Annotated in this window: 18 protein-coding genes; 12 read left to right on the top strand and 6 right to left on the bottom strand. The window is 66.6% G+C overall.

The genetic code is table 11. From position 1 onward, the window contains the following. Window positions 1–262: 262 nt before the first annotated feature. The 6 genes from E9536_RS33845 to E9536_RS33820 all read left to right on the top strand — a co-directional run bounded on the left by E9536_RS33845 (window position 263) and on the right by E9536_RS33820 (window position 6,533). Entirely contained in the window at window positions 263–1,477 is a 1,215-nt protein-coding gene (locus tag E9536_RS33845; protein WP_027788731.1) for a cation:proton antiporter, read from the top strand. A 14-nt stretch (window positions 1,478–1,491) separates the two neighbouring features. Further along, entirely contained in the window at window positions 1,492–2,607 is a 1,116-nt protein-coding gene (locus tag E9536_RS33840; RefSeq protein WP_021160413.1) for a YbdK family carboxylate-amine ligase, read from the top strand. A gap of 508 nt (window positions 2,608–3,115) precedes the next feature. Further along, window positions 3,116–3,754, top strand: a complete 639-nt coding sequence (locus E9536_RS33835; protein ID WP_027788730.1) for a MarR family winged helix-turn-helix transcriptional regulator — start codon at window positions 3,116–3,118, stop codon at window positions 3,752–3,754. A gap of 28 nt (window positions 3,755–3,782) precedes the next feature. Then, the gene (locus E9536_RS33830; protein WP_027788729.1) at window positions 3,783–4,493 is read left to right on the top strand and encodes a glutamine amidotransferase; all 711 of its coding nucleotides are present in this window, start codon (window positions 3,783–3,785) and stop codon (window positions 4,491–4,493) included. Between the two features lie 215 nt (window positions 4,494–4,708). Next, window positions 4,709–5,821, top strand: coding sequence for an NADH:flavin oxidoreductase/NADH oxidase (locus E9536_RS33825; protein WP_136472259.1), 1,113 nt, complete (start codon window positions 4,709–4,711; stop codon window positions 5,819–5,821). A 178-nt stretch (window positions 5,822–5,999) separates the two neighbouring features. Then, a complete protein-coding gene (locus E9536_RS33820) occupies window positions 6,000–6,533 on the top strand; it encodes an SET domain-containing protein-lysine N-methyltransferase (protein WP_027788727.1) in 534 nt (177 codons plus the stop codon). Between the two features lie 127 nt (window positions 6,534–6,660). Here the strand turns inward: E9536_RS33820 and E9536_RS33815 are convergent, their stop codons facing one another. Together E9536_RS33815 and E9536_RS33810 are read right to left on the bottom strand one after the other, a co-directional pair. Beyond that, entirely contained in the window at window positions 6,661–8,145 is a 1,485-nt protein-coding gene (locus E9536_RS33815) for a sensor histidine kinase (protein ID WP_059694484.1), read from the bottom strand. Window positions 8,146–8,264: 119 nt separating this feature from the next. Further along, entirely contained in the window at window positions 8,265–8,957 is a 693-nt protein-coding gene (locus tag E9536_RS33810; protein ID WP_006401494.1) for a response regulator transcription factor, read from the bottom strand. A 122-nt stretch (window positions 8,958–9,079) separates the two neighbouring features. Here E9536_RS33810 and E9536_RS33805 point away from each other — a divergent pair, with 122 nt between their 5' ends. Then, window positions 9,080–9,310, top strand: coding sequence for a DUF3717 domain-containing protein (locus E9536_RS33805; protein ID WP_021160419.1), 231 nt, complete (start codon window positions 9,080–9,082; stop codon window positions 9,308–9,310). Between the two features lie 92 nt (window positions 9,311–9,402). On the opposite strand, the gene E9536_RS33800 is transcribed toward E9536_RS33805, so the two are convergent. After that, window positions 9,403–9,780, bottom strand: coding sequence for a 4a-hydroxytetrahydrobiopterin dehydratase (locus E9536_RS33800; RefSeq protein WP_255221837.1), 378 nt, complete (start codon window positions 9,778–9,780; stop codon window positions 9,403–9,405). Between the two features lie 65 nt (window positions 9,781–9,845). Then, a complete protein-coding gene (phhA, locus tag E9536_RS33795; protein WP_059676020.1) occupies window positions 9,846–10,739 on the bottom strand; it encodes a phenylalanine 4-monooxygenase in 894 nt (297 codons plus the stop codon). A gap of 139 nt (window positions 10,740–10,878) precedes the next feature. Here phhA and E9536_RS33790 point away from each other — a divergent pair, with 139 nt between their 5' ends. Beyond that, window positions 10,879–11,364, top strand: coding sequence for an Lrp/AsnC family transcriptional regulator (locus tag E9536_RS33790; protein ID WP_006408082.1), 486 nt, complete (start codon window positions 10,879–10,881; stop codon window positions 11,362–11,364). A 74-nt stretch (window positions 11,365–11,438) separates the two neighbouring features. Here E9536_RS33790 and E9536_RS33785 read toward each other — a convergent pair whose 3' ends face one another. Together E9536_RS33785 and E9536_RS33780 are read right to left on the bottom strand one after the other, a co-directional pair. Further along, a complete protein-coding gene (locus E9536_RS33785) occupies window positions 11,439–11,972 on the bottom strand; it encodes a class IV adenylate cyclase (RefSeq protein ID WP_027788723.1) in 534 nt (177 codons plus the stop codon). Between the two features lie 163 nt (window positions 11,973–12,135). Continuing rightward, on the bottom strand, window positions 12,136–13,035 hold the full coding sequence (locus E9536_RS33780; RefSeq protein ID WP_059694483.1) for a LysR family transcriptional regulator: 900 nt from the start codon (window positions 13,033–13,035) through the stop codon (window positions 12,136–12,138). Between the two features lie 183 nt (window positions 13,036–13,218). On the opposite strand from E9536_RS33780, the gene E9536_RS33775 reads away from it, so the two are divergent. The 4 genes from E9536_RS33775 to E9536_RS33755 all read left to right on the top strand — a co-directional run bounded on the left by E9536_RS33775 (window position 13,219) and on the right by E9536_RS33755 (window position 18,158). Next, entirely contained in the window at window positions 13,219–14,904 is a 1,686-nt protein-coding gene (locus E9536_RS33775; RefSeq protein WP_136472257.1) for a GMC family oxidoreductase N-terminal domain-containing protein, read from the top strand. A gap of 446 nt (window positions 14,905–15,350) precedes the next feature. After that, a complete protein-coding gene (locus tag E9536_RS33765; protein WP_021160426.1) occupies window positions 15,351–16,130 on the top strand; it encodes an ABC transporter ATP-binding protein in 780 nt (259 codons plus the stop codon). After that, window positions 16,127–16,882: an ABC transporter ATP-binding protein gene (locus tag E9536_RS33760; protein WP_021160427.1), complete on the top strand. Its 756-nt coding sequence runs from the start codon at window positions 16,127–16,129 to the stop codon at window positions 16,880–16,882. Before E9536_RS33765 ends, E9536_RS33760 begins: the two co-directional genes overlap by 4 nt. Window positions 16,883–16,958: 76 nt before the next feature. Beyond that, a complete protein-coding gene (locus tag E9536_RS33755; RefSeq protein ID WP_027788720.1) occupies window positions 16,959–18,158 on the top strand; it encodes an ABC transporter substrate-binding protein in 1,200 nt (399 codons plus the stop codon). The last annotated feature ends 121 nt before the right edge of the window (window positions 18,159–18,279 follow it).

The following is an 18,279-nucleotide window of genomic DNA, read 5'->3' as shown; positions in this document are numbered from 1 at the left end:
GCGCCGGACATGCTTCAATGGAACGGTCGGCACGATTTCGAATCTGAATCTTCGAGACTGCGCAGTCCGTTCACACACCAGGCCGACAATCCAGATCGGCAACCTGAGCGACTTTCCGCCCTGTGGCGGAGCAGGCGGATCCCATGTCCCGCCGTCGTCGACACAACAATCACATTCGGGGCGATACCCAGCCGGCGCGCATCCATTTCTGACGCTTGACCCTGTGTCGCTGGCGGTCGCTTCCAAAGGAGAAATCACCACGATGAAGTCGGCGTTCTCATTCCTGCCCAACTGGCCGCTTACGCCGGATGCCGTGTTCTGGGCCGGGCTCGCGCTGTTCGCGGCCGGCCTGTGCGGCGAGCTGTGTTATCGCGCATGGCGGCTGCCGCGCATCACCGGTTATGCGGTGATCGGTCTCGTCGCCGGATCGTTCGGATTCGGCGTGATCGATGCAAGCACCGACGAAACCTCGCGGCTGCTGATCGACGTCGCGCTCGGCCTGCTGCTGTTCGAGCTCGGCAGCCGTCTCGACCTGCGCTGGATCCGGCGCAATCCGTGGCTCGTCGCGTCGAGCCTCGCCGAAGCCACGCTGACGTTCGTGCTGGTGTTGTTCGTGATGCTGGCGCTCGGCGTATCGGGGATGGTCGCGCTCGTGCTGTCGGCGATCGCGATCGCGACATCGCCATCGATGGTGATCCAGCTGAAGACCGAACTGCGCGCGGAAGGGCAGGTGTCGCAACGCCTCATCACGCTCACCGCGCTCAACAGCGTCTATGCGATCGTGCTGACCAAGCTCGTGACGAGCTGGCTCCACCAGGAAGCGTACGGCAACGTTTTCGCGACGATCCTGCAGCCGCTCTACCTGCTCGCCGGTTCGTTCATCGTCGCGTATCTCGTCGCGCGTTCGTGCAATTTCCTGTTCCGCCACATGACGTCGACGATGCGCGACGAGCATTCGTTCGTCGCGCTGTTCGGGCTCGTGATGCTCGCGATCGCGGTGGCCCAGGCACTGAAGCTGTCGACGCTGCTCACGCTGCTGCTCGCCGGCATCATCGTGAAGAACCTCGAGGCGCGCCCTCAGCTGTGGCCCGAGCATTTCGGCACGGCCGGCTGGCTGCTGACGGTGGTCCTGTTCGTGCTCACGCTCACGTCGTTCACGTGGGGCGACATCGCGCTCGGCGGGTTGCTCGCGATCGTGCTGATCGTCACGCGGCTCGTCGCGAAGCTGGCCGGTGTCGTCGCGTTCGCGAAGCCGAGCGGCATCGGGATGAAGCAGGGTATCGCGCTCGGCATCGCGCTCACGCCGATGTCCGCGCTGTCGTACCTGCTCGTCGACGACACCTACCAGCTCTATCCGAATTTCGACCCGCACCTGCGCGCGATCGTGATGTGCACGATCGTGATCCTGCAGCTCGTCAGCCCGTTCATCGTCTACCGCTGCCTGTCGGCGGTCGGTGAGCGCAGCGACAGCAACTGATTCCGGAACCTGCCATGGCACTCGAAACCTTCGTCAATTCCGAGCCGTTCACGTTCGGCGTCGAACTGGAGATCCAGGTCGTCAACACGCACAACTACGACCTGACCAAAGCGGCATCCGACCTGATGCGCCTGATCCAGGGCGAGACCTTTCCGGGCAACATCACGCCGGAAATCACCGAGAGCATGATCGAGCTGTCGACCGGCATCTGCCATTCGCACGAGCAGGCGGTGAGCGAGCTGCACGCGATCCGCGACGTGCTCGTGAAGGCGGCCGACCAGCTCAACGTCGGGCTGGCCGGCGGCGGCACGCATGCGTTCCAGCAATGGAGCGACCGGCAGATCTACGATGCGCCGCGCTTCCAGTACATCTCCGAACTGTACGGTTACCTGGCCAAACAGTTCACCGTGTTCGGCCAGCACGTGCACATCGGCTGCCCCGATCCCGACAGTGCGCTGTTCCTGCTGCACTCGATGTCGCGCTTCATTCCGCATTTCATCGCACTGTCCGCGTCGTCGCCGTTCGTGCAGAACGTCGACACCGGCTTCCATTCGGCCCGCCTGAATTCGGTGTTCGCGTTCCCGCTGTCGGGCCGCGCGCCGTTCGTGCTGACCTGGGACAGCTTCGAGGAGTACTTCACGAAGATGGTGAACACGGGTGTCGTCAACTCGATGAAGGACTTCTACTGGGACATCCGCCCGAAACCCGGCTACGGGACGATCGAGGTGCGCGTGATGGACACGCCGCTGTCGGTCGACCGCGCGGCGGCGATCGCCTGCTACATCCAGACGCTCGCACGCTACCTGCTGACCGACCGGCCGCTGAAGCTGTCGGAGGACGACTACCTCGTCTACACGTTCAACCGTTTCGAGGCGTGCCGCTTCGGGCTCGAGGGCACCTGCGTGAATCCTCAGACGGGTGAGCGCCGTACCATCGCCGAGGACATCCTCGACACGCTCGACCGGATCGCGCCGCATGCGGCCGCGCTCGGTTCGCGCGCGGCGCTCGACGAGATCGGCGCACTGGCCCAGGCGCGCGTGAACGACGCCTCGTGGTTGAGAACCGTTTTCAAACAGGAAAAATCGCTCAACGAGACGGTCCGCCAGCAGTGCTTACGTTGGCGCGAATGAAAAAATGTTTTGCAGATTACGGGGTCGACCGAGTCGCGATTCACTGAATGGCTGGCGGCCTCGATTGACGCCGAAATCGTTGCCGGTTGTCCTGAAAATCTGTGGATAACCCGATATTCCGCTGCAAAGTCAACGATCTGTGCGCGGGATAACCCAGTGGATCATTGCGGTCGGCCCGATGGCCGATCCGAACAGGAAAATGTCCCGACACCCCGCTGCGCGGGCGTTCGGCATTGCAGGCACAACGAAAAATTTTGGTTATCCAGTGATTTTCCACAGAATGAAGGGGATAACTTAGCTGTGCGATTTTCCGCTCTCGCTTAGAATGTCGGCTTTGCGGACACCGGAACGATGCGTGTCTTACCGGTCGCCGCGAACGCGACCGCCGCGTGTGCCCTCGCGACGGCCGTGCTGACGCACTCGCAAGAGCGTGTCTGTTTTGAGATAGACATTCGATCTCCACACTACGGCCGCTCGGCAAACCGGGCGGCGGCAAAGCGAAAAGACTATGAGCGAAGGCGTTTACGGGAATCAGGCTTCGGGACGTGTGACCCACAGCCTGCTGCGGTTGAGTACGGCCATGCGAAGCCAGGCATGGGATTGGGCGGAAGGCGCTGGCCTCACGCCGACGCAGGGCGAGATTCTCGTGCTGCTGCTGCAGCGCAAGGGCCCGATGCGGCTCGGCGAGATCGCGCGCGAGACGCAGCTGACCGCGGCGACCACGAGCGATGCGGTCAGCACGCTCGAGACGAAGGGGCTCGTCGAGAAGCGCCGCGCGCTGGACGACGGCCGCGCACTGGCCGTGCGCCTGTCGGCCCGTGGCCGCACGGCCGCGAAGAAGGCGCTGCAATGGCCTGAATTCCTGACGAAAGCCGTCGGCAAGCTCGGCGCGGACGAGCAGGGCGCACTGTATCGCGCGCTGCTGAAGACGCTGCGCGAACTGCAGGTGGCCGGTGCGACGCCGCCGCAGCGCATGTGTTTGACGTGCGCCCACTTCCAGCCGGGCAAGCTGTCGAAGAAGACCGTGCATCATTGCGCGGCGCTCGACATCTCGATGTCCGACAGCGATCTGCGTCTCGACTGCTCGGTGCAGGAAGAAGCCGACGCGGCGACGCAGAAGAAGACCTGGAAGATTTTCGCCGGCTGACGTCCGTCGATCGACCGGGAGGCCGATGATGAACGCTGAAGTCGTGGCGATCCGCCACGTGCACTTCGAGGATCTCGGGAGTTTCGAGCAGGTGCTCGGCGAACGGGGCCGGCGGGTGCGCTACGTCGACGTCGGGTCGTCGCGCTTCGAGGTGCTAGACGTACTCGAACCGTCGCTCATCGTCGTGCTCGGCGGGCCGCTCAGCGTGTACGACGACGCGCAGTATCCGACGATCGCGCCGCTCGCGGCGCTCGTGCGCACGCGCATCGACGCCGGGCTGCCGATCCTCGGCATCTGCCTCGGCGCGCAGTTCATCGCCCGGGCGCTCGGCGCGCGCGTCTACCCGGCCGCTCAGCACGAACTCGGCTGGACGCCGCTGACGCTCACCGATGCCGGCCGCGCATCGCCGCTGCGCCATCTCGATGGCGCGGCGACGTCGATGCTGCACTGGCATGGCGACACGTTCGACCTGCCGGGCGGTGCGATTCATCTCGCGTCGACACCGGCTTGCCGCCACCAGGCATTCGCGTGGGGCCAGCACGTGCTGGCGCTGCAATGCCATCCGGAAATCCGCACCGACCGCTTCGAACCGTGGCTGATCGCCAACGCCGGCGAAATCGCGGCCACGCCCGGCATCGACGCGCGCCAGTTGCGCGCCGATACCGCGCAGCACGGCCCCGCGCTCGAGGCGGCCGCGCGACGGATGTTCGCGGAGTGGCTCGACGGCGTCGGACTCTGACGCGGCAAGCGGCACTGCCGTTTGCAGCGAAGCGGTTGCCCGGCCCGCGTCCGTTGCAGGCCGGCGCATCGCCGTATGCGCGCTGTTTGCCGCGTCGCCCGCAACCTGCCGCGGGCCGTACCTGACCATCCGCTTACTGCCGCGTGCACCGTCAGCACGCTTGCGGCCTGCGTGCTACGCTCGTTCGCTCTTTCCTTTCCTGGCGAGCGGCCTCCATGACTGCGCTGTTTTCCCCGTTCACGCTGCGCGGCGTGACTCTTCCGAACCGGATCGTGATCTCCCCGATGTGCCAGTATTCGGCCGAGCGCGGTGAAGCGACCGACTGGCACATGATTCACCTCGGCCATCTCGCGCTGTCGGGCGCGGGGCTGCTCTGCATCGAGGCGACCGCGGTGGAACCCGACGGGCGCATCACGCAGGGCGACCTCGGCCTCTGGGACGACGTGACCGAAGCCGCGCTGAAGCCCGTGCTGACCGCGATCCGCAAGCATTCGCCGATCCGCGTCGCGATGCAGTTGTCGCATGCGGGGCGCAAGGCGTCGAGCAACGTGCCGTGGCAGGGCGGTCAGCTCGTGTCGGTCGCCGACGGCGGCTGGTTGCCGCATGCACCGTCGGCGGTGCCGCACAAGGACGGCGAGACGCCGCCCCTCGCCCTCGATGCCGCCGGCCTGAACCGGATCCGCGAAGCATTCGCGGCCTCGGCGAAGCGTGCCGCACGGCTCGGCATCGACGCGATCGAGGTGCATGCGGCACATGGCTACCTGCTGCACCAGTTCCTGTCGCCGCTCGCGAACCAGCGCACCGACGAATACGGCGGCTCGCTCGAAAACCGGATGCGCTTTCCGCTCGAGATCTTCGAGATCGTGCGCGCGGCGTTTCCGGAGGACCGGCCGGTCGGCGTGCGCGTGTCGGCCACCGACTGGGTCGAAGGCGGCTGGGAGCTCGACGATACGATCGCGTTCGCGCACGAACTGAAGCGCCGCGGCTGCGACTGGATCGACGTGTCGTCCGGCGGCGTGTCGCCGCTGCAGAAAATCCCGCTGTCGCCCGGCTACCAGGTGCCGTTTGCGCAGGCGGTGAAGCGCGCGGTCGGCATGCCGACGGTTGCCGTCGGGCTGATCAACGAACCCGCGCATGCGAACCGGCTCATCGAGGCCGGCGATGCCGATTTCGTCGCGATGGCGCGTGCGATGCTGTACGACCCGCGCTGGCCGTGGCACGCGGCGGCCGAGCTCGGTGCGCAGGTGACGGCGCCGCCGCAGTACTGGCGTTCGCAGTCGCGCGAGCACAAGGCGTTGTTCGGCGACGTCGCCTTCGGCCAGCGTTGAACATCGCACGCGCAATATTGCGCGTGATGTTGAACGAAGCAATCGTGAACGTGTAGGATGCGGGTGATTCGCCGCATGTCCCGACGCGGCACCGACCGGTGCCGCGTTTTCGTTTTGCGCGACGCCAGGCCGCGATCGCGGCCGCCCCATTCAAGTCGTTTTCACAAGGATTCGTTCGATGAGTTCACGCAGGATCGCGGTGCGCCGCTCGGGAGTACACGGCAAGGGCGTGTTCGCCGTGGCGCCGATCAAGGCCGGCGAGCGCGTAGTGGAATACAAGGGCGAACGAATTTCGTGGAAGGAAGCGCTGCGTCGCCATCCGCACGACCCGAGCGAACCGAACCATACGTTCTACTTCGCACTGGACGAGGGCGGGGTGATCGACGGCAAGATCGACGGCAACAGCGCGCGCTGGATCAACCACTCGTGCGCACCGAACTGCGAAGCCGAGGAAGTCAAAGGCCGCGTGTACATCCACGCGCTGCGCGACATCGGGCCGGAAGAGGAGCTGTTCTACGACTACGGCCTCGTGATCGATGCGAAGCTGACGAAGTCGCTCAAGCGCGAATACGCGTGCCATTGCGGCGCATCGTCGTGCCGCGGCACGCTGCTCGCGACGTCCGACGACGGCGGCAAGAAGAAGAAAAAGAAGAAGGACAAGAAGGACGGCAAGTCCGAGTCCCGTTCGAAGGACAAGAAAAACAGGAAGTGACGCAGGCGGCGGCGCATCGTGCGCTGCCGCTGCCGTTTCAGCGCCCGGCTGCTGCATCATGCGGCCGGGTTTTCCGCCTTCGTCATCCGGCGTGCGACCCGGCCAGGGGCCGCCCGCCGCGAATCGCTCAGTGCGTCGACGCGGTGGCCGGGGTTTCGCTGGCCGGCTTGTCCGTGCGTGCAGCCAGCGGCACCCTCACCACGAAGCGCGAGCCGCCTTCCGACGCATCCTCGTACGATACGGTGCCGCCGTGCATCGCGATGATGTCGTGCACGATCGCGAGGCCGAGCCCGGCGCCCGTCTCGACGCCGTTGCCGTTTTGCGCGTCGCCGCGGAAGAATCGCTTGAACAGGTCGGCCTGCTGGTTGGCGGGCACGCCGGGGCCGTTGTCCTCGACGACGATCTCGGCGGCCGGCTGGCCGCCCTCGAGCGCGCCGCGCGCGACGTTCACCGTGATCCGCGCACCGTCCGGCCGCGCGAGCGGCACGTACTTCAGCGCATTGTCGAGCAGGTTCGCGATCACCTCGCGCAACAGCACGGGGTTGCCGCGCACGACCAGCTTCTCGTCGTCACCCGGATCGTCGGTGCGCTGGAAGCCGAGGTCGACGTGCGACGCGAGTGCGCGCGGCACCCATTCGGCGCCCGTCTCGAATGCCATCGCCGCGAGGTCGACGTCGACGAACCGCGCGGCCTGTTCGCCCGGTTCCGCGCGCGCGAGCGACAGCAACTGGTTCGACAGTCGTACCGCGCGGTCGGCGGCCGCGCGCAGCTCGCGCACCGCGGCGAAGGTCTGGTGCGGGTCGCGTGCAACGGCCGCTTGCTCCGCGTGCAGCTTCACGGCCGTGAGCGGCGTGCGCAACTGGTGCGCGGCATCGGCGATGAACTTGCGCTGCGCGTCGAGCGCGGTTTTCAGGCGGCCGAGCAGGGCGTTCATCGCGCTCGTCAGCGGCCGGATTTCCAGCGGCACCTCGGTTTCGTCGACCGGTTCCAGCGACGTGTGGGTCTGCCGGTTCAGTGAATCGGCCAGATGCGTGAGCGGGCCGAGCTGCTGGTTGACGACGCGCCACACGATGCCCCAGCCCGCGAGCAGCAGCAGCAGCAGCGGCATCATGATCGCGACGAGGAATTCGGCCGCGATCCGGTAGCGGTGCCGCACCGGCTGCGCGACCTCGACGACCATCGGCTTGCCGCCTTCGACGTTGTCGACGCGCACCTGCGCGACCCGTACCGCGCGATTGTCGTATTCGGCCTCGAACACGTACGCGTGATGCATGCGGCGCACGTTGATGCCCCGCAGCGGCAGCTTCGGATCGCCGGCGAGTTCCTGTTCGCCGTCGCTGATCCGGTAGATCAGCGCTTCGGCGGGATCGGAGAACATCGCCTGCGCGAGCGGCGGCACCGTAAACGGCGCGTCGGGGCCGGCGATCTGGATCTGTTTGGAAATGGCGGTCGCGAGATCGGCGAGCGAGCGGTCGATCACGTGCTGCGTGTATTGCCACGCGAGCCAGTAGGCGATCAGGCCGCTCATCAGTGCGAGCATCGACAACGGGGCGGCGAGGCGCCGAAGCAGCGAGCGGCGCAGGCTGGTGGTCACAGCCGGATCAGGTGACATTTCGACGGGCAAATGGATAAGCGCCGCTCACGGGGAGCGGCGCGGTCGTACGCCGGGCGGCGATGCGGGCAGGGTGGGCGCGCCGGCGGGCCAGGCCGGCCGGTGCGCCGCACCGCCGTTCAGACGCTCGCCGTCTGGCGGATTTCCTGCAGCAGGTAGCCGAAGCCGCGCACCGTGACGATTTCGACGCGGCACTGCTCGAGTTTCTTGCGCACGCGGTGCACGTAGACTTCGATCGCGGTGTCGCCGAGATCGCCGCCGAAGTGCGTGAGGTGATCCTGCAGCTGGGCCTTGCTGACGACGCGGCCGTGGCGCAGCAGCAGCATCTCGAGCACCGCGAATTCACGCGGCGACAGTTCGAGCGGCTTGTCGTCGTTGAAGATGCGGCGATCGACGCCCGACAGGCGGACGCCGCCGAGCGACACTTCCGGGCGCGGCATGTCGCTGTGCGGGCCGCTGCGGCGCATCACCGCGCGGATGCGCGCTTCGAGCTCGGCCGGCTCGAACGGTTTGAGCATGTAGTCGTCGGCGCCGGAGTTCAGGCCCTGGATCCGGTCGTTCAGCTCGTCGCGTGCGGTCAGCACGATGACGGGCGTGTGGCGGTTGGTCTGGCGGAAGCGCGTGAGCAGCGTCATCCCGTCGATGCCCGGCAGGCCGAGGTCGAGGATCACGAGTTCGTGGCGATTCTGTGCCAGCGCCTGTTCGGCAAAGATGCCGTCATGCACCATGTCGACGGTGAAGCCAGCCTGCTCGAGGCTGCTCTGGATACCGCGTGCGATGGGGCGGTCGTCTTCGATCAGAAGGAGTCGCATGAAGTTCGCTCAAGTACAATGGGTTGGCGGTTCAGGCACGCGGACAGCACGACGCCGTTTCCACAGGGGTGCCGCGACACCTGACATCAAGCATGGCGGCCAGCGAACGATTAAATCCAATCATGTCCGATATTTCGATCAACGACCTAGAAGCCGCGATCAATTTCTGGCGCGCCCGCTCGCCGTCGAGCGGCGACGAACTCAAACTCTGCGAAGAGGCCAGCGCGCTTTCCAAGCCGTATGCGCTGCTGATTGTACAGCGCCAAGGCGCGCTGCAACTGGAAGGTTTGGACCCCAAGGCACGGAATGCGTACGAGACTTACGTGCGCCTTAAGGATGGCTTGGAAAGCTGAAGGCTTTCGCTGACTACATCCTAGAAAACGTTCATCGAAATGAAAAGTTGACGCGCCGCGCATCAAAGGACGCGCGGCGGTAGGGGAAGGTGTCAGGCGGCCGGTTTCGCGTGCGCGCCGGCAAGGTCGATGAAAAGCGCCAGTTCGATGTCGCGTTCGGTCAGGCCGTCGGCGTCGTGGGTCGACAGCGTGATGTCGACGCGGTTGTACACGTTGAACCATTCCGGATGGTGGTTCATTTCCTGCGCCTTGATCGCGACGCGGGTCATGAAGCCGAAGGCTTCGTTGAAATCGGCGAAGCGCAGGCTGCGCTGGATCGCGTCGCGGCCCGGTACGGCCGACCAGAGCGGCAGGCCTTCGAGCCGGGTCTTGCGTTCTTCTGATGTGAGCTTGTGGATCATCTTGCACCTCTCGTTCGGTAACGGCGCCCGCGCGCGGCTGCGCCGCGCGACGAAGCCGGCACCGGTCATTGTTTCATAGTTGTGGGACGGCCATCCGGGGACGGCCATCCGGCGACCATCGGCGCGTTCGCGGGTCACGCGTCGGCGTCGTCGGGCCAGCCTTCGCCGGTGCCGCGATGCAGCACGCGATCGGTGTCGAGCACCGCGCCGGCCGCGAACTCGGGCAGCGCCGCCAGCCGGTCGGCCAGCGCGCGGCCGTCGACGTCGGCGAGCGCGAACAGTTGCGCGAAATCGTCGATCACGAAGTAGGTCTTCTGGAACGTGTCGATCCGGTACTTCGTGCGCATCACGCGCTCGAGGTCGAAGCCGAGCCGGTTCGGCGCCGCGCTTTCGAGGCTGTACAGGCTTTCGCCCTTGCTCGACACGATCCCGGCGCCGTAGATCGACAGGCCGTTCGTGCCGCGCGGATCGCGGATCAACCCGAATTCCACCGTATACCAGTAGAGTCGCGCGAGCCGCGCCAGCGCCGCTTCGTCGTCGGCGACCGCGAGCGCGGTGCGGCCGTACGCCTGCATGTAGTCGGCGAACACCGGGTCGATCAGCAGCGGCACGTGGCCGAAGAGATCGTGGAAGCAGTCGGGTTCCTGCAGGTAGTCGAGCTGGTCGGGGCGGCGCATCCACCAGGTGACCGGGAAGCGCCGGTTCGCGAGATGCTCGAAGAACACGCGGTCGGGCACGAGGCCCGGCACGGCGACGATCTCCCAGCCCGTTGCCGGCTTCAGCTGGCGGTTCACGTCGGCGAACGACGGCACGCGATCGGCCGGCAGGTCGATCTTCCCGAGCCCCGCGACGAACGCGTCGCACGCGCGCCCGCGCAGCAGCGCCGACTGGCGTGCATAGAGCTGCTTCCACACCGCGTGGTCGACCTGGCCGTATCGCGCGAGCGGCTGGTCGATGGTGAAATCGGCGCGGGTTTCGAGGCCCGCATCGAACTGCTCCTGCAGTTTCGCGGTGACGACGGTGGACATGATCTGGCTCTGCACGCGGCGGTTGTGAACCATGCAAGTGTAGAGCGGGCTGCGCGCGGAATGGGCGCAATATTGGCGTTAATTCGCACGATGATGCAATAATCGCGCATCAAACAAAGGATCAATGCGGAGAATGCTCATGCTGGAACTCGATCACTTCGATCTCGCGCTGCTGGACGTGCTGCAGCGCTTTGGCCGCGCGACGCATCAGCAGCTCGGCGAGGAGGTGCCGCTGTCGCCGTCGCAGATCGGCCGGCGGCTGCAGCGGCTCGAGGCGGCCGGCGTGATCGAAGGCTACCGCGTGATGCTCCGGCCCGAAAAGCTCGGGCTCGGCGTCACCGCGTTCACAAGCCTCAAGCTCAAGCACCACGGCGATTCGATCATCGAGCAGTTCCAGCAGCAGATCGACGTGCTGCCCGAAGTGCTCGAATGCCATGCGGTGGTGGGCGACGCGGACTACCTGCTGCGGATCGTCGCACCCGACCTGAACGCGCTGTCGCAGTTCGTGATGAAGAAGCTGATGCGCGTGCCGGGCGTCGACAGCGTGCGCTCGAACATCGTGCTGACGACCTTCAAGCGCAACGGCGCGCTGCCGCTCGCGCACCTGGCGCCCGGCGCGGCCTGACACGGCGGCAGGGCGGCGACGGCGCGGCAGGGCCGAAGGCGGCGCGGGTTGCGCCGCCCCGGGGCGGGGCCGGATCAGGCCGCTTCGTGCTGCGTGTCGGCGTTCAGCAGGTCGACGTATGCGACCGCGACGAGATCGTCCGGCGACACGCCGAGCTTCGCGAACACGTCGTGCGCTTCGGCTTCGCCGCCTGCTTCGTCGTCGTCGGGGCCGAGCACGACTTCCAGTTCGATGAAATCGCCGAGGCCGTCGACGCGGTCGAGATGGATGCGCGTGCGGCCCGCCAGGTACACGTGCCGTTCCTTCGTCACGATCCCGCGCGTGGTCAGCGCGGTGGCGAGCAGCGCGTGCATCGCGTCGGGGTTCGTCACCGGGCTGCGCGTGTAGTACGACGCCTTCGGGCCGTCGCGGTCGTCGCGCTGGTAGAAGATCAGTTCGGCCGGCGTGCCGTCCTCGAAGCGGCGCAGCTTCAGCCGGCCGCGCGGCACGTCATAGAAGAAATCCTGCTGGCGGTAGAAGAGCGGCGCTTCGGTCGCGAGTTTGGCCGCCTGTTCGCGCAGCTGGTCGAATTCGCGGGCGCGGGCTTTGATCTCGATGTTGCGGGCCATGCGGGTCTCCTTCAATCGGGGTCTCGCGGTGTGCGAACGCACAATCTAGCAAAAACGTGGAGACGGTGGCGTGACGGCGGGGGCGGGGTGCGGCGCGATGACGCGTGTCGTGCCCGGCAGCGGGATGCCCGACGTCCGGCACGCGCACTTTCATCAGCACCGCTCATATCGCCCACTGCGCTTCGATCAGCCGCAGCGCCGCCGCGATCGCCGGTTCGTCGCGCCGCTCGGCGAGCGTCACGAAGGTGAGCTCGGTCGGCACCGTCACGCGTTCGACGATCGTCAGCGCATGCGCGTGCGCTTCGGCCAGCGCGGTCGAATCGCGCGCGAGCGTCAATCCGATGCCCGATTTGACGAGATCGAGCATCGACTGCTCCTGGTCGACCTCGGCAACCTTGAGCGGCTGCGCGCCGGCGTCGGCGAAGCGCCGCGACAGCAGCCGGTGGTGCGCGGATGCCGGCGGCGTCCAGATCCACGGCAGCGCGGCAAGCGAGCGCCAGTCGTTCACGCGCTGTACGCGCTCCTTCCAGCCGGCCGGCGCGAGCACGCGGTACTCGAAATGCGTGAGCGTGACGGTGTGGAACAGTGCGCCGTCGAGCGGATCGTCCTCGCCCGGCCGGCCGATGTAATAGCCGACGTCGAGCGCCTGCGTGCGCACCTGTTCGATGACCCACCCCGACATCCCGTGCCGCAGCGCCGTTTCGATCTGCGGATGGGTTTCGACGAGTGCGCGCAGGAAGCCGCCGAGCCGCAGGAAGCCCGGATCGAGGATCGTGCCGATCCGCAGCCGGCCGCGCACCTCGTGCCGCAGCGCAGCAGCGGCGCGCTGCACGTCGGCGGCCGCGGCGAGCGCGCGTTCCGCATGCGGCAGCAGGGTCTGGCCGTCGCGCGTGAGCGCGAGCCCGCGCGACGTGCGCGTAAACAGCGTGACGCCGAGCGTTTCCTGCAGATGCTTGATCTGCAGGCTGACGGCCGGCTGCGTCAGGTGCAGCTGCACGGCGGCGCGTGTCAGGTTGCCTTCGCGTGCGACCGTCGCGAACGCACGGAGCAGGGTGAGATCCATCGTCGTGATATGAGCGCGGCTTATAACGCAGTTCAGCATAACTCATTGGATCGGCAGCCGGCGGCGGGAGTACGCTTCATCGGTCGTGTCGCGCGGCCGCCAGCGCGGGCCGCGACGCACTATGCTGAAAATGCGCGCGGCACCGCGCCGCGCGGCGCACAACAACGAAGAAGGGGACACGCCGTGAGTACTCCACGCACGCTCGAAGGCGAATTCGACTACGTGATCGTCGGTGCGGGCACCGCAGGCTGCGTGCTCGCGAACCGCCTGACCGAGGATCCCGACATCCGCGTGCTGCTGCTCGAAGCAGGCGGCAAGGACGACTATCACTGGATCCACATCCCGGTCGGCTACCTGTATTGCATCGGCAACCCGCGCACCGACTGGCTGTACAAGACCCAACCCGAAGCGGCGCTCAACGGCCGGGCGCTGTCGTATCCGCGCGGCCGCGTGCTCGGCGGCTGCTCGTCGATCAACGGGATGATCTACATGCGCGGCCAGCGCGAGGATTACGACAGCTGGGCGCAGGAAACCGGCGACGCCGGCTGGTCGTGGGACAGCGTGCTGCCGATCTTCAAGCGCAGCGAGGACCACCATGCGGGCGCGAGCGACGCACACGGCGCGGGCGGTTACTGGCGCGTCGAAAAGCAGCGGCTGCGCTGGGAGATCCTCGAATCGTTCGCGCAGGCCGCGCAGCAGACGGGCATCCCGGCAACCGACGACTTCAACCGCGGCGACAATTCCGGGGTCGGTTATTTCGAGGTGAACCAGAAGCGCGGCGTGCGCTGGAATACGTCGAAGGCGTTCCTGCGGCCCGCGATGGCGCGCCCGAACCTGACCGTGATCACCGGCGCGCACGCGCAGCGCGTGATTTTCGACGGGCGGCGCGCGGTCGGCGTCGAATATCGCGGCGGCGGCACCGATTACGTTGCGCGGGCGCGCTCGGAGGTGCTGCTGACATCCGGCGCCGTGAATTCGCCGCAGCTGCTCGAACTGTCGGGCATCGGCGACGGCCGGCGGCTGCAGGCGCTCGGCATCGACGTCGTGCAGGATCTGCCGGGCGTCGGCGAAAACCTGCAGGATCACCTGCAATTGCGGATGGCGTTTCGCGTCGAAGGCGTGCGCACGCTCAACACGCTGTCCGCGCACTGGTGGGGCAAGCTGATGATCGGCGCGGAATATGCGTTGCTGCAGCGCGGGCCGATGTCGATGGCGCCGTCGCAGCTCGGCGCATTCGCGAAATCCGATCCCGACGATCCGGCACTCACGCGCCCCGATCTCGAATACCACGTGCAGCCGCTGTCGCTCGAACGTTTCGGCGAGCCGCTGCACAGCTTCAATGCATTTACGGCGTCCGTGTGCCATCTGCGGCCGACGTCGCGCGGCAGCGTGCATGTCGCGAGCGCCGATCCGGGTGTCGCACCCGCAATCGCGCCGAACTATCTGTCGACCGACCACGATCGCCACGTCGCCGCGAACGCGCTGCGCCTCACGCGCCGGATCGCGTCCGCGCCGGCGCTCGCGCGTTATCGGCCCGAGGAAATCCTGCCCGGCACGCAGTACCGCAGCGAAGCCGAGCTGATCGACGCGGCGGGCACCGTCGGCACGACGATCTTCCACCCGGTCGGCACCTGCCGGATGGGGCGGGCCGACGACGAGCGTGCGGTCGTCGACAGCCGGCTGCGGGTACGCGGCATCGCCGGGCTGCGGATCGTCGATGCGTCGGTGATGCCCTTCATTACATCGGGCAATACCAATTCGCCGACGCTGATGATCGCCGAGCGCGCGAGCGACATGATCCGTGCCGATCGCCGCGCGGCGCGCGAAGCGACGATGGTGCGAACGGAGCCCGCGGCGACGGCCGCGTGACGGAACGCTGACACGCACGACAGCGGGGCGTCATGATGACGCCCGCTGATTCGATATGCGAAACAAGCTGCCGGTGCCGATCGTGTCTATTGCGTCGCTTCACCGGCAAGATCCATGCAAGCCGTGCAGCCGCACGGCTTTCCTGTTGCGTGCCTGCCGCGCGTGCGAAGAGGCAACGGTCGATGATGCACGTGTCAAAAAAACGTGGCGAAAAACCGAGCACAACCGCGCGCGACATGGCGGCCAGCCCTATAAGTGCAAATCCCGATGATTGCACTGCACCAACGGCGAGACAATGTGGCGCAGTGTGCATACGCGTCGGCGCGGGAGACCACCCTCGAGGCGTAACACGGCGCCCGGGGCAGCCTGCTCATCCGCTGACGTGTTTCGCGGCCGCTTCGCGCGAATCTTCCCGGTGCTTCGCCTGACTTCGTATGGAAGGGAACATGATTCTCGGCGACACGATTCTGGAAACACGCGGACTGACCAAGGAATTCAGGGGTTTCACGGCCGTCAACGGCGTGAACCTGCGTGTGCGTCGCGGTGCGATCCATGCGTTGATCGGACCGAACGGCGCAGGCAAGACGACCTGCTTCAACCTCCTCACCAAATTCCTGACGCCGACGGCCGGCCAGATCGTCTTCAACGGGATCGACATCACCGACGAGCGGCCCGCGCAGGTCGCGCGGCGCGGCATCATCCGTTCGTTCCAGATCTCGGCCGTCTTTCCGCACCTGACCGCATTGCAGAACGTGCGCATCGGCCTGCAGCGCGCGCTCGGCACCGAATTCCATTTCTGGCGCAGCGAACGCACGCTCAAGCGGCTCGACGACCGCGCGATGGATCTGCTCACGCAGGTCGGCCTCACCGATTTCGCGCAGGTGCCGACCGTCGAACTCGCATACGGCCGCAAGCGCGCGCTGGAGATCGCGACCACGCTCGCGATGGAGCCCGAGCTGATGCTGCTCGACGAGCCCACGCAAGGGATGGGCCACGAGGACGTCGATCGCGTGACCGCACTGATCAAGAAGGTCGCGAGCGGCCGCACGATCCTGATGGTCGAGCACAACATGAACGTGATCGCGGGCATCTCCGACACGATCACCGTCCTGCAACGCGGCGAGGTGCTGGCCGAAGGCTCGTATGCGGAAGTGTCGAAGAATCCGCTCGTCATCGAGGCCTACATGGGCAGCGCCGACGCGGCGCTCGCGGGGGCGCACGCATGAAGCACAGCGAACGGGAGGAACGCGAATTGAGCGGCGTCGAAAGCGGTACGCCCGCGCTGGAGATCACGGGCCTGGAGGCCTGGTACGGGGAATCCCACATATTGCACGGTGTCGACCTGACGGTGCATCGCGGCGAGGTCGTCACGCTGCTCGGCCGCAACGGCGCGGGCCGCACGACGACGCTGCGCGCGATCATGGGCCTCACGGGCCGCCGCAGCGGGTCGATCAAGGTCGCGGGCAACGAGACGATCGGCCTCGCGACACACCGCATCGCGCATTTCGGTGTCGGCTACTGCCCGGAGGAGCGCGGGATCTTCTCGAGCCTGTCGTGCGAGGAGAACCTGATGCTGCCGCCGCCGATCGGCCCGCGCGATCACGCGATGTCGATCGACGAGATCTACACGATGTTCCCGAACCTCGCGTCGCGCCGGCAGAGCCAGGGCACGCGGCTGTCCGGCGGCGAGCAGCAGATGCTCGCGGTCGCGCGGATCCTGCGCACCGGCGCGAACCTGCTGCTGCTCGACGAGATCTCCGAAGGCCTCGCGCCGGTGATCGTGCAGTCGCTGGCGCGGATGATCGTCGCGCTGAAGGCGCGCGGCTACACGATCGTGATGGTCGAACAGAATTTCCGCTTCGCGGCGCCGCTCGCCGACCGGTTCTACGTGATGGAGCACGGCAGCATCGTCGAACATTTCCAGGCGGCCGAACTGGAAAGCAAGATGCCGACCCTGCACGACCTGCTCGGGGTGTGACGCCGCCCCGTCTCTTTCGCCGCTAGCCGTGGCGGCTTCGAACAACCACAACGCATCAGAACAACAGGAGACGTCAATGAAAATGAAGACCCTCGCACACGCCTGTCTCGCGCTCGCGGCGGCCGCGTTCACCACCGGCGCCGCGCAGGCCGCGGATACCGTGAAGATCGGCTTCATCACCGACATGTCGGGGCTTTACGCGGACATCGACGGGCAGGGCGGCCTCGAGGCGATCCGCATGGCGGTCGCCGATTTCGGCGGCAAGGTGCTCGGCAAGCCGATCGAGGTCGTCTATGCCGATCACCAGAACAAGGCCGACATCGCCGCGTCGAAGGCGCGCGAATGGATGGACCGCGGCGGGCTCGACCTGCTGGTCGGCGGCACGAACTCCGCCACCGCGCTGTCGATGAACCAGGTCGCGGCCGAGAAGAAGAAGGTCTACATCAATATCGGCGCCGGCGCCGACACGCTGACGAACGAGCAGTGCACGCCGTACACGGTCCACTACGCATACGACACGATGGCGCTCGCGAAGGGCACCGGTTCGGCGGTGGTGAAGCAGGGCGGCAAGAGCTGGTTCTTCCTGACCGCCGACTACGCGTTCGGCAAGGCGCTCGAGAAGAACACGTCGGACGTCGTGAAGGCGAACGGCGGGCAGGTGCTCGGCGCGGTGCGTCACCCGCTGTCCGCGTCGGATTTCTCGTCGTTCCTGCTGCAGGCGCAGGCGTCGAAGGCGCAGATCCTCGGCCTCGCGAACGCGGGCGGCGACACGATCAATTCGATCAAGGCCGCGAAGGAGTTCGGCATCACGAAGACGATGAAGCTCGCCGCGCTGCTGATGTTCATCGACGACGTGCACAGCCTCGGCCTCGAGACGACGCAGGGCCTCGTGCTGACCGACAGCTGGTACTGGAACCGCGATGCGGCGTCGCGCCAGTGGGCGCAACGCTACTTCGGCAAGATGAAGAAGATGCCGTCGAGCCTGCAGGCGGCCGACTACTCGTCGGTGACGACCTACCTGAAGGCGGTCCAGGCTGCCGGCACGACCGATTCCGACAAGGTGATGGCCGAGCTGAAGAAGATCAAGATCAACGACTTCTACGCGAAGGGCTACATCCGCACGGACGGCAGCATGATCCACGACATGTACCTGATGGAAGTGAAGAAGCCTGCTGAATCGAAGGAGCCGTGGGATTACTACAAGGTGCTCGCGACGATTCCGGGCGAACAGGCGTTCGGGACCAAGCAGGAATCGCGCTGCGCGTTGTGGAAGTAAGCGGGGCTTGGCGGCGCGCGAGTTGCGCGCCGCACGGTGGCGGCCGCAGCGATGTGCCCCGCTGCGCCGCCCGCGTGCGTATCCCGAGAAGGTTGCGCGCGCAACGAAACTCATACTGACG

The sequence above is a fragment of the Burkholderia sp. LS-044 genome (genome assembly GCF_004803625.1).
In the GTDB taxonomy this organism is placed as follows: Bacteria; Pseudomonadota; Gammaproteobacteria; order Burkholderiales; family Burkholderiaceae; genus Burkholderia; species Burkholderia cepacia.
This window is presented reverse-complemented; position numbering and strand designations above follow the sequence as displayed.

What these genes read in the sequence shown, in the direction of transcription:
- E9536_RS33765 (WP_021160426.1), top strand. Translation starts at nt 15,351, where the DNA reads ATGATTCTCGGCGACACGATTCTGGAAACACGCGGACTGACCAAGGAA.
- E9536_RS33815 (WP_059694484.1), bottom strand. Translation starts at nt 8,145, where the DNA reads ATGTCACCTGATCCGGCTGTGACCACCAGCCTGCGCCGCTCGCTGCTT.
- E9536_RS33780 (WP_059694483.1), bottom strand. Translation starts at nt 13,035, where the DNA reads ATGGATCTCACCCTGCTCCGTGCGTTCGCGACGGTCGCACGCGAAGGC.
- E9536_RS33825 (WP_136472259.1), top strand. Translation starts at nt 4,709, where the DNA reads ATGACTGCGCTGTTTTCCCCGTTCACGCTGCGCGGCGTGACTCTTCCG.
- E9536_RS33830 (WP_027788729.1), top strand. Translation starts at nt 3,783, where the DNA reads ATGAACGCTGAAGTCGTGGCGATCCGCCACGTGCACTTCGAGGATCTC.
- phhA (WP_059676020.1), bottom strand. Translation starts at nt 10,739, where the DNA reads ATGTCCACCGTCGTCACCGCGAAACTGCAGGAGCAGTTCGATGCGGGC.
- E9536_RS33845 (WP_027788731.1), top strand. Translation starts at nt 263, where the DNA reads ATGAAGTCGGCGTTCTCATTCCTGCCCAACTGGCCGCTTACGCCGGAT.
- E9536_RS33820 (WP_027788727.1), top strand. Translation starts at nt 6,000, where the DNA reads ATGAGTTCACGCAGGATCGCGGTGCGCCGCTCGGGAGTACACGGCAAG.
- E9536_RS33805 (WP_021160419.1), top strand. Translation starts at nt 9,080, where the DNA reads ATGTCCGATATTTCGATCAACGACCTAGAAGCCGCGATCAATTTCTGG.
- E9536_RS33810 (WP_006401494.1), bottom strand. Translation starts at nt 8,957, where the DNA reads ATGCGACTCCTTCTGATCGAAGACGACCGCCCCATCGCACGCGGTATC.
- E9536_RS33840 (WP_021160413.1), top strand. Translation starts at nt 1,492, where the DNA reads ATGGCACTCGAAACCTTCGTCAATTCCGAGCCGTTCACGTTCGGCGTC.
- E9536_RS33790 (WP_006408082.1), top strand. Translation starts at nt 10,879, where the DNA reads ATGCTGGAACTCGATCACTTCGATCTCGCGCTGCTGGACGTGCTGCAG.
- E9536_RS33785 (WP_027788723.1), bottom strand. Translation starts at nt 11,972, where the DNA reads ATGGCCCGCAACATCGAGATCAAAGCCCGCGCCCGCGAATTCGACCAG.
- E9536_RS33755 (WP_027788720.1), top strand. Translation starts at nt 16,959, where the DNA reads ATGAAAATGAAGACCCTCGCACACGCCTGTCTCGCGCTCGCGGCGGCC.
- E9536_RS33835 (WP_027788730.1), top strand. Translation starts at nt 3,116, where the DNA reads ATGAGCGAAGGCGTTTACGGGAATCAGGCTTCGGGACGTGTGACCCAC.
- E9536_RS33760 (WP_021160427.1), top strand. Translation starts at nt 16,127, where the DNA reads ATGAAGCACAGCGAACGGGAGGAACGCGAATTGAGCGGCGTCGAAAGC.
- E9536_RS33800 (WP_255221837.1), bottom strand. Translation starts at nt 9,780, where the DNA reads ATGACCGGTGCCGGCTTCGTCGCGCGGCGCAGCCGCGCGCGGGCGCCG.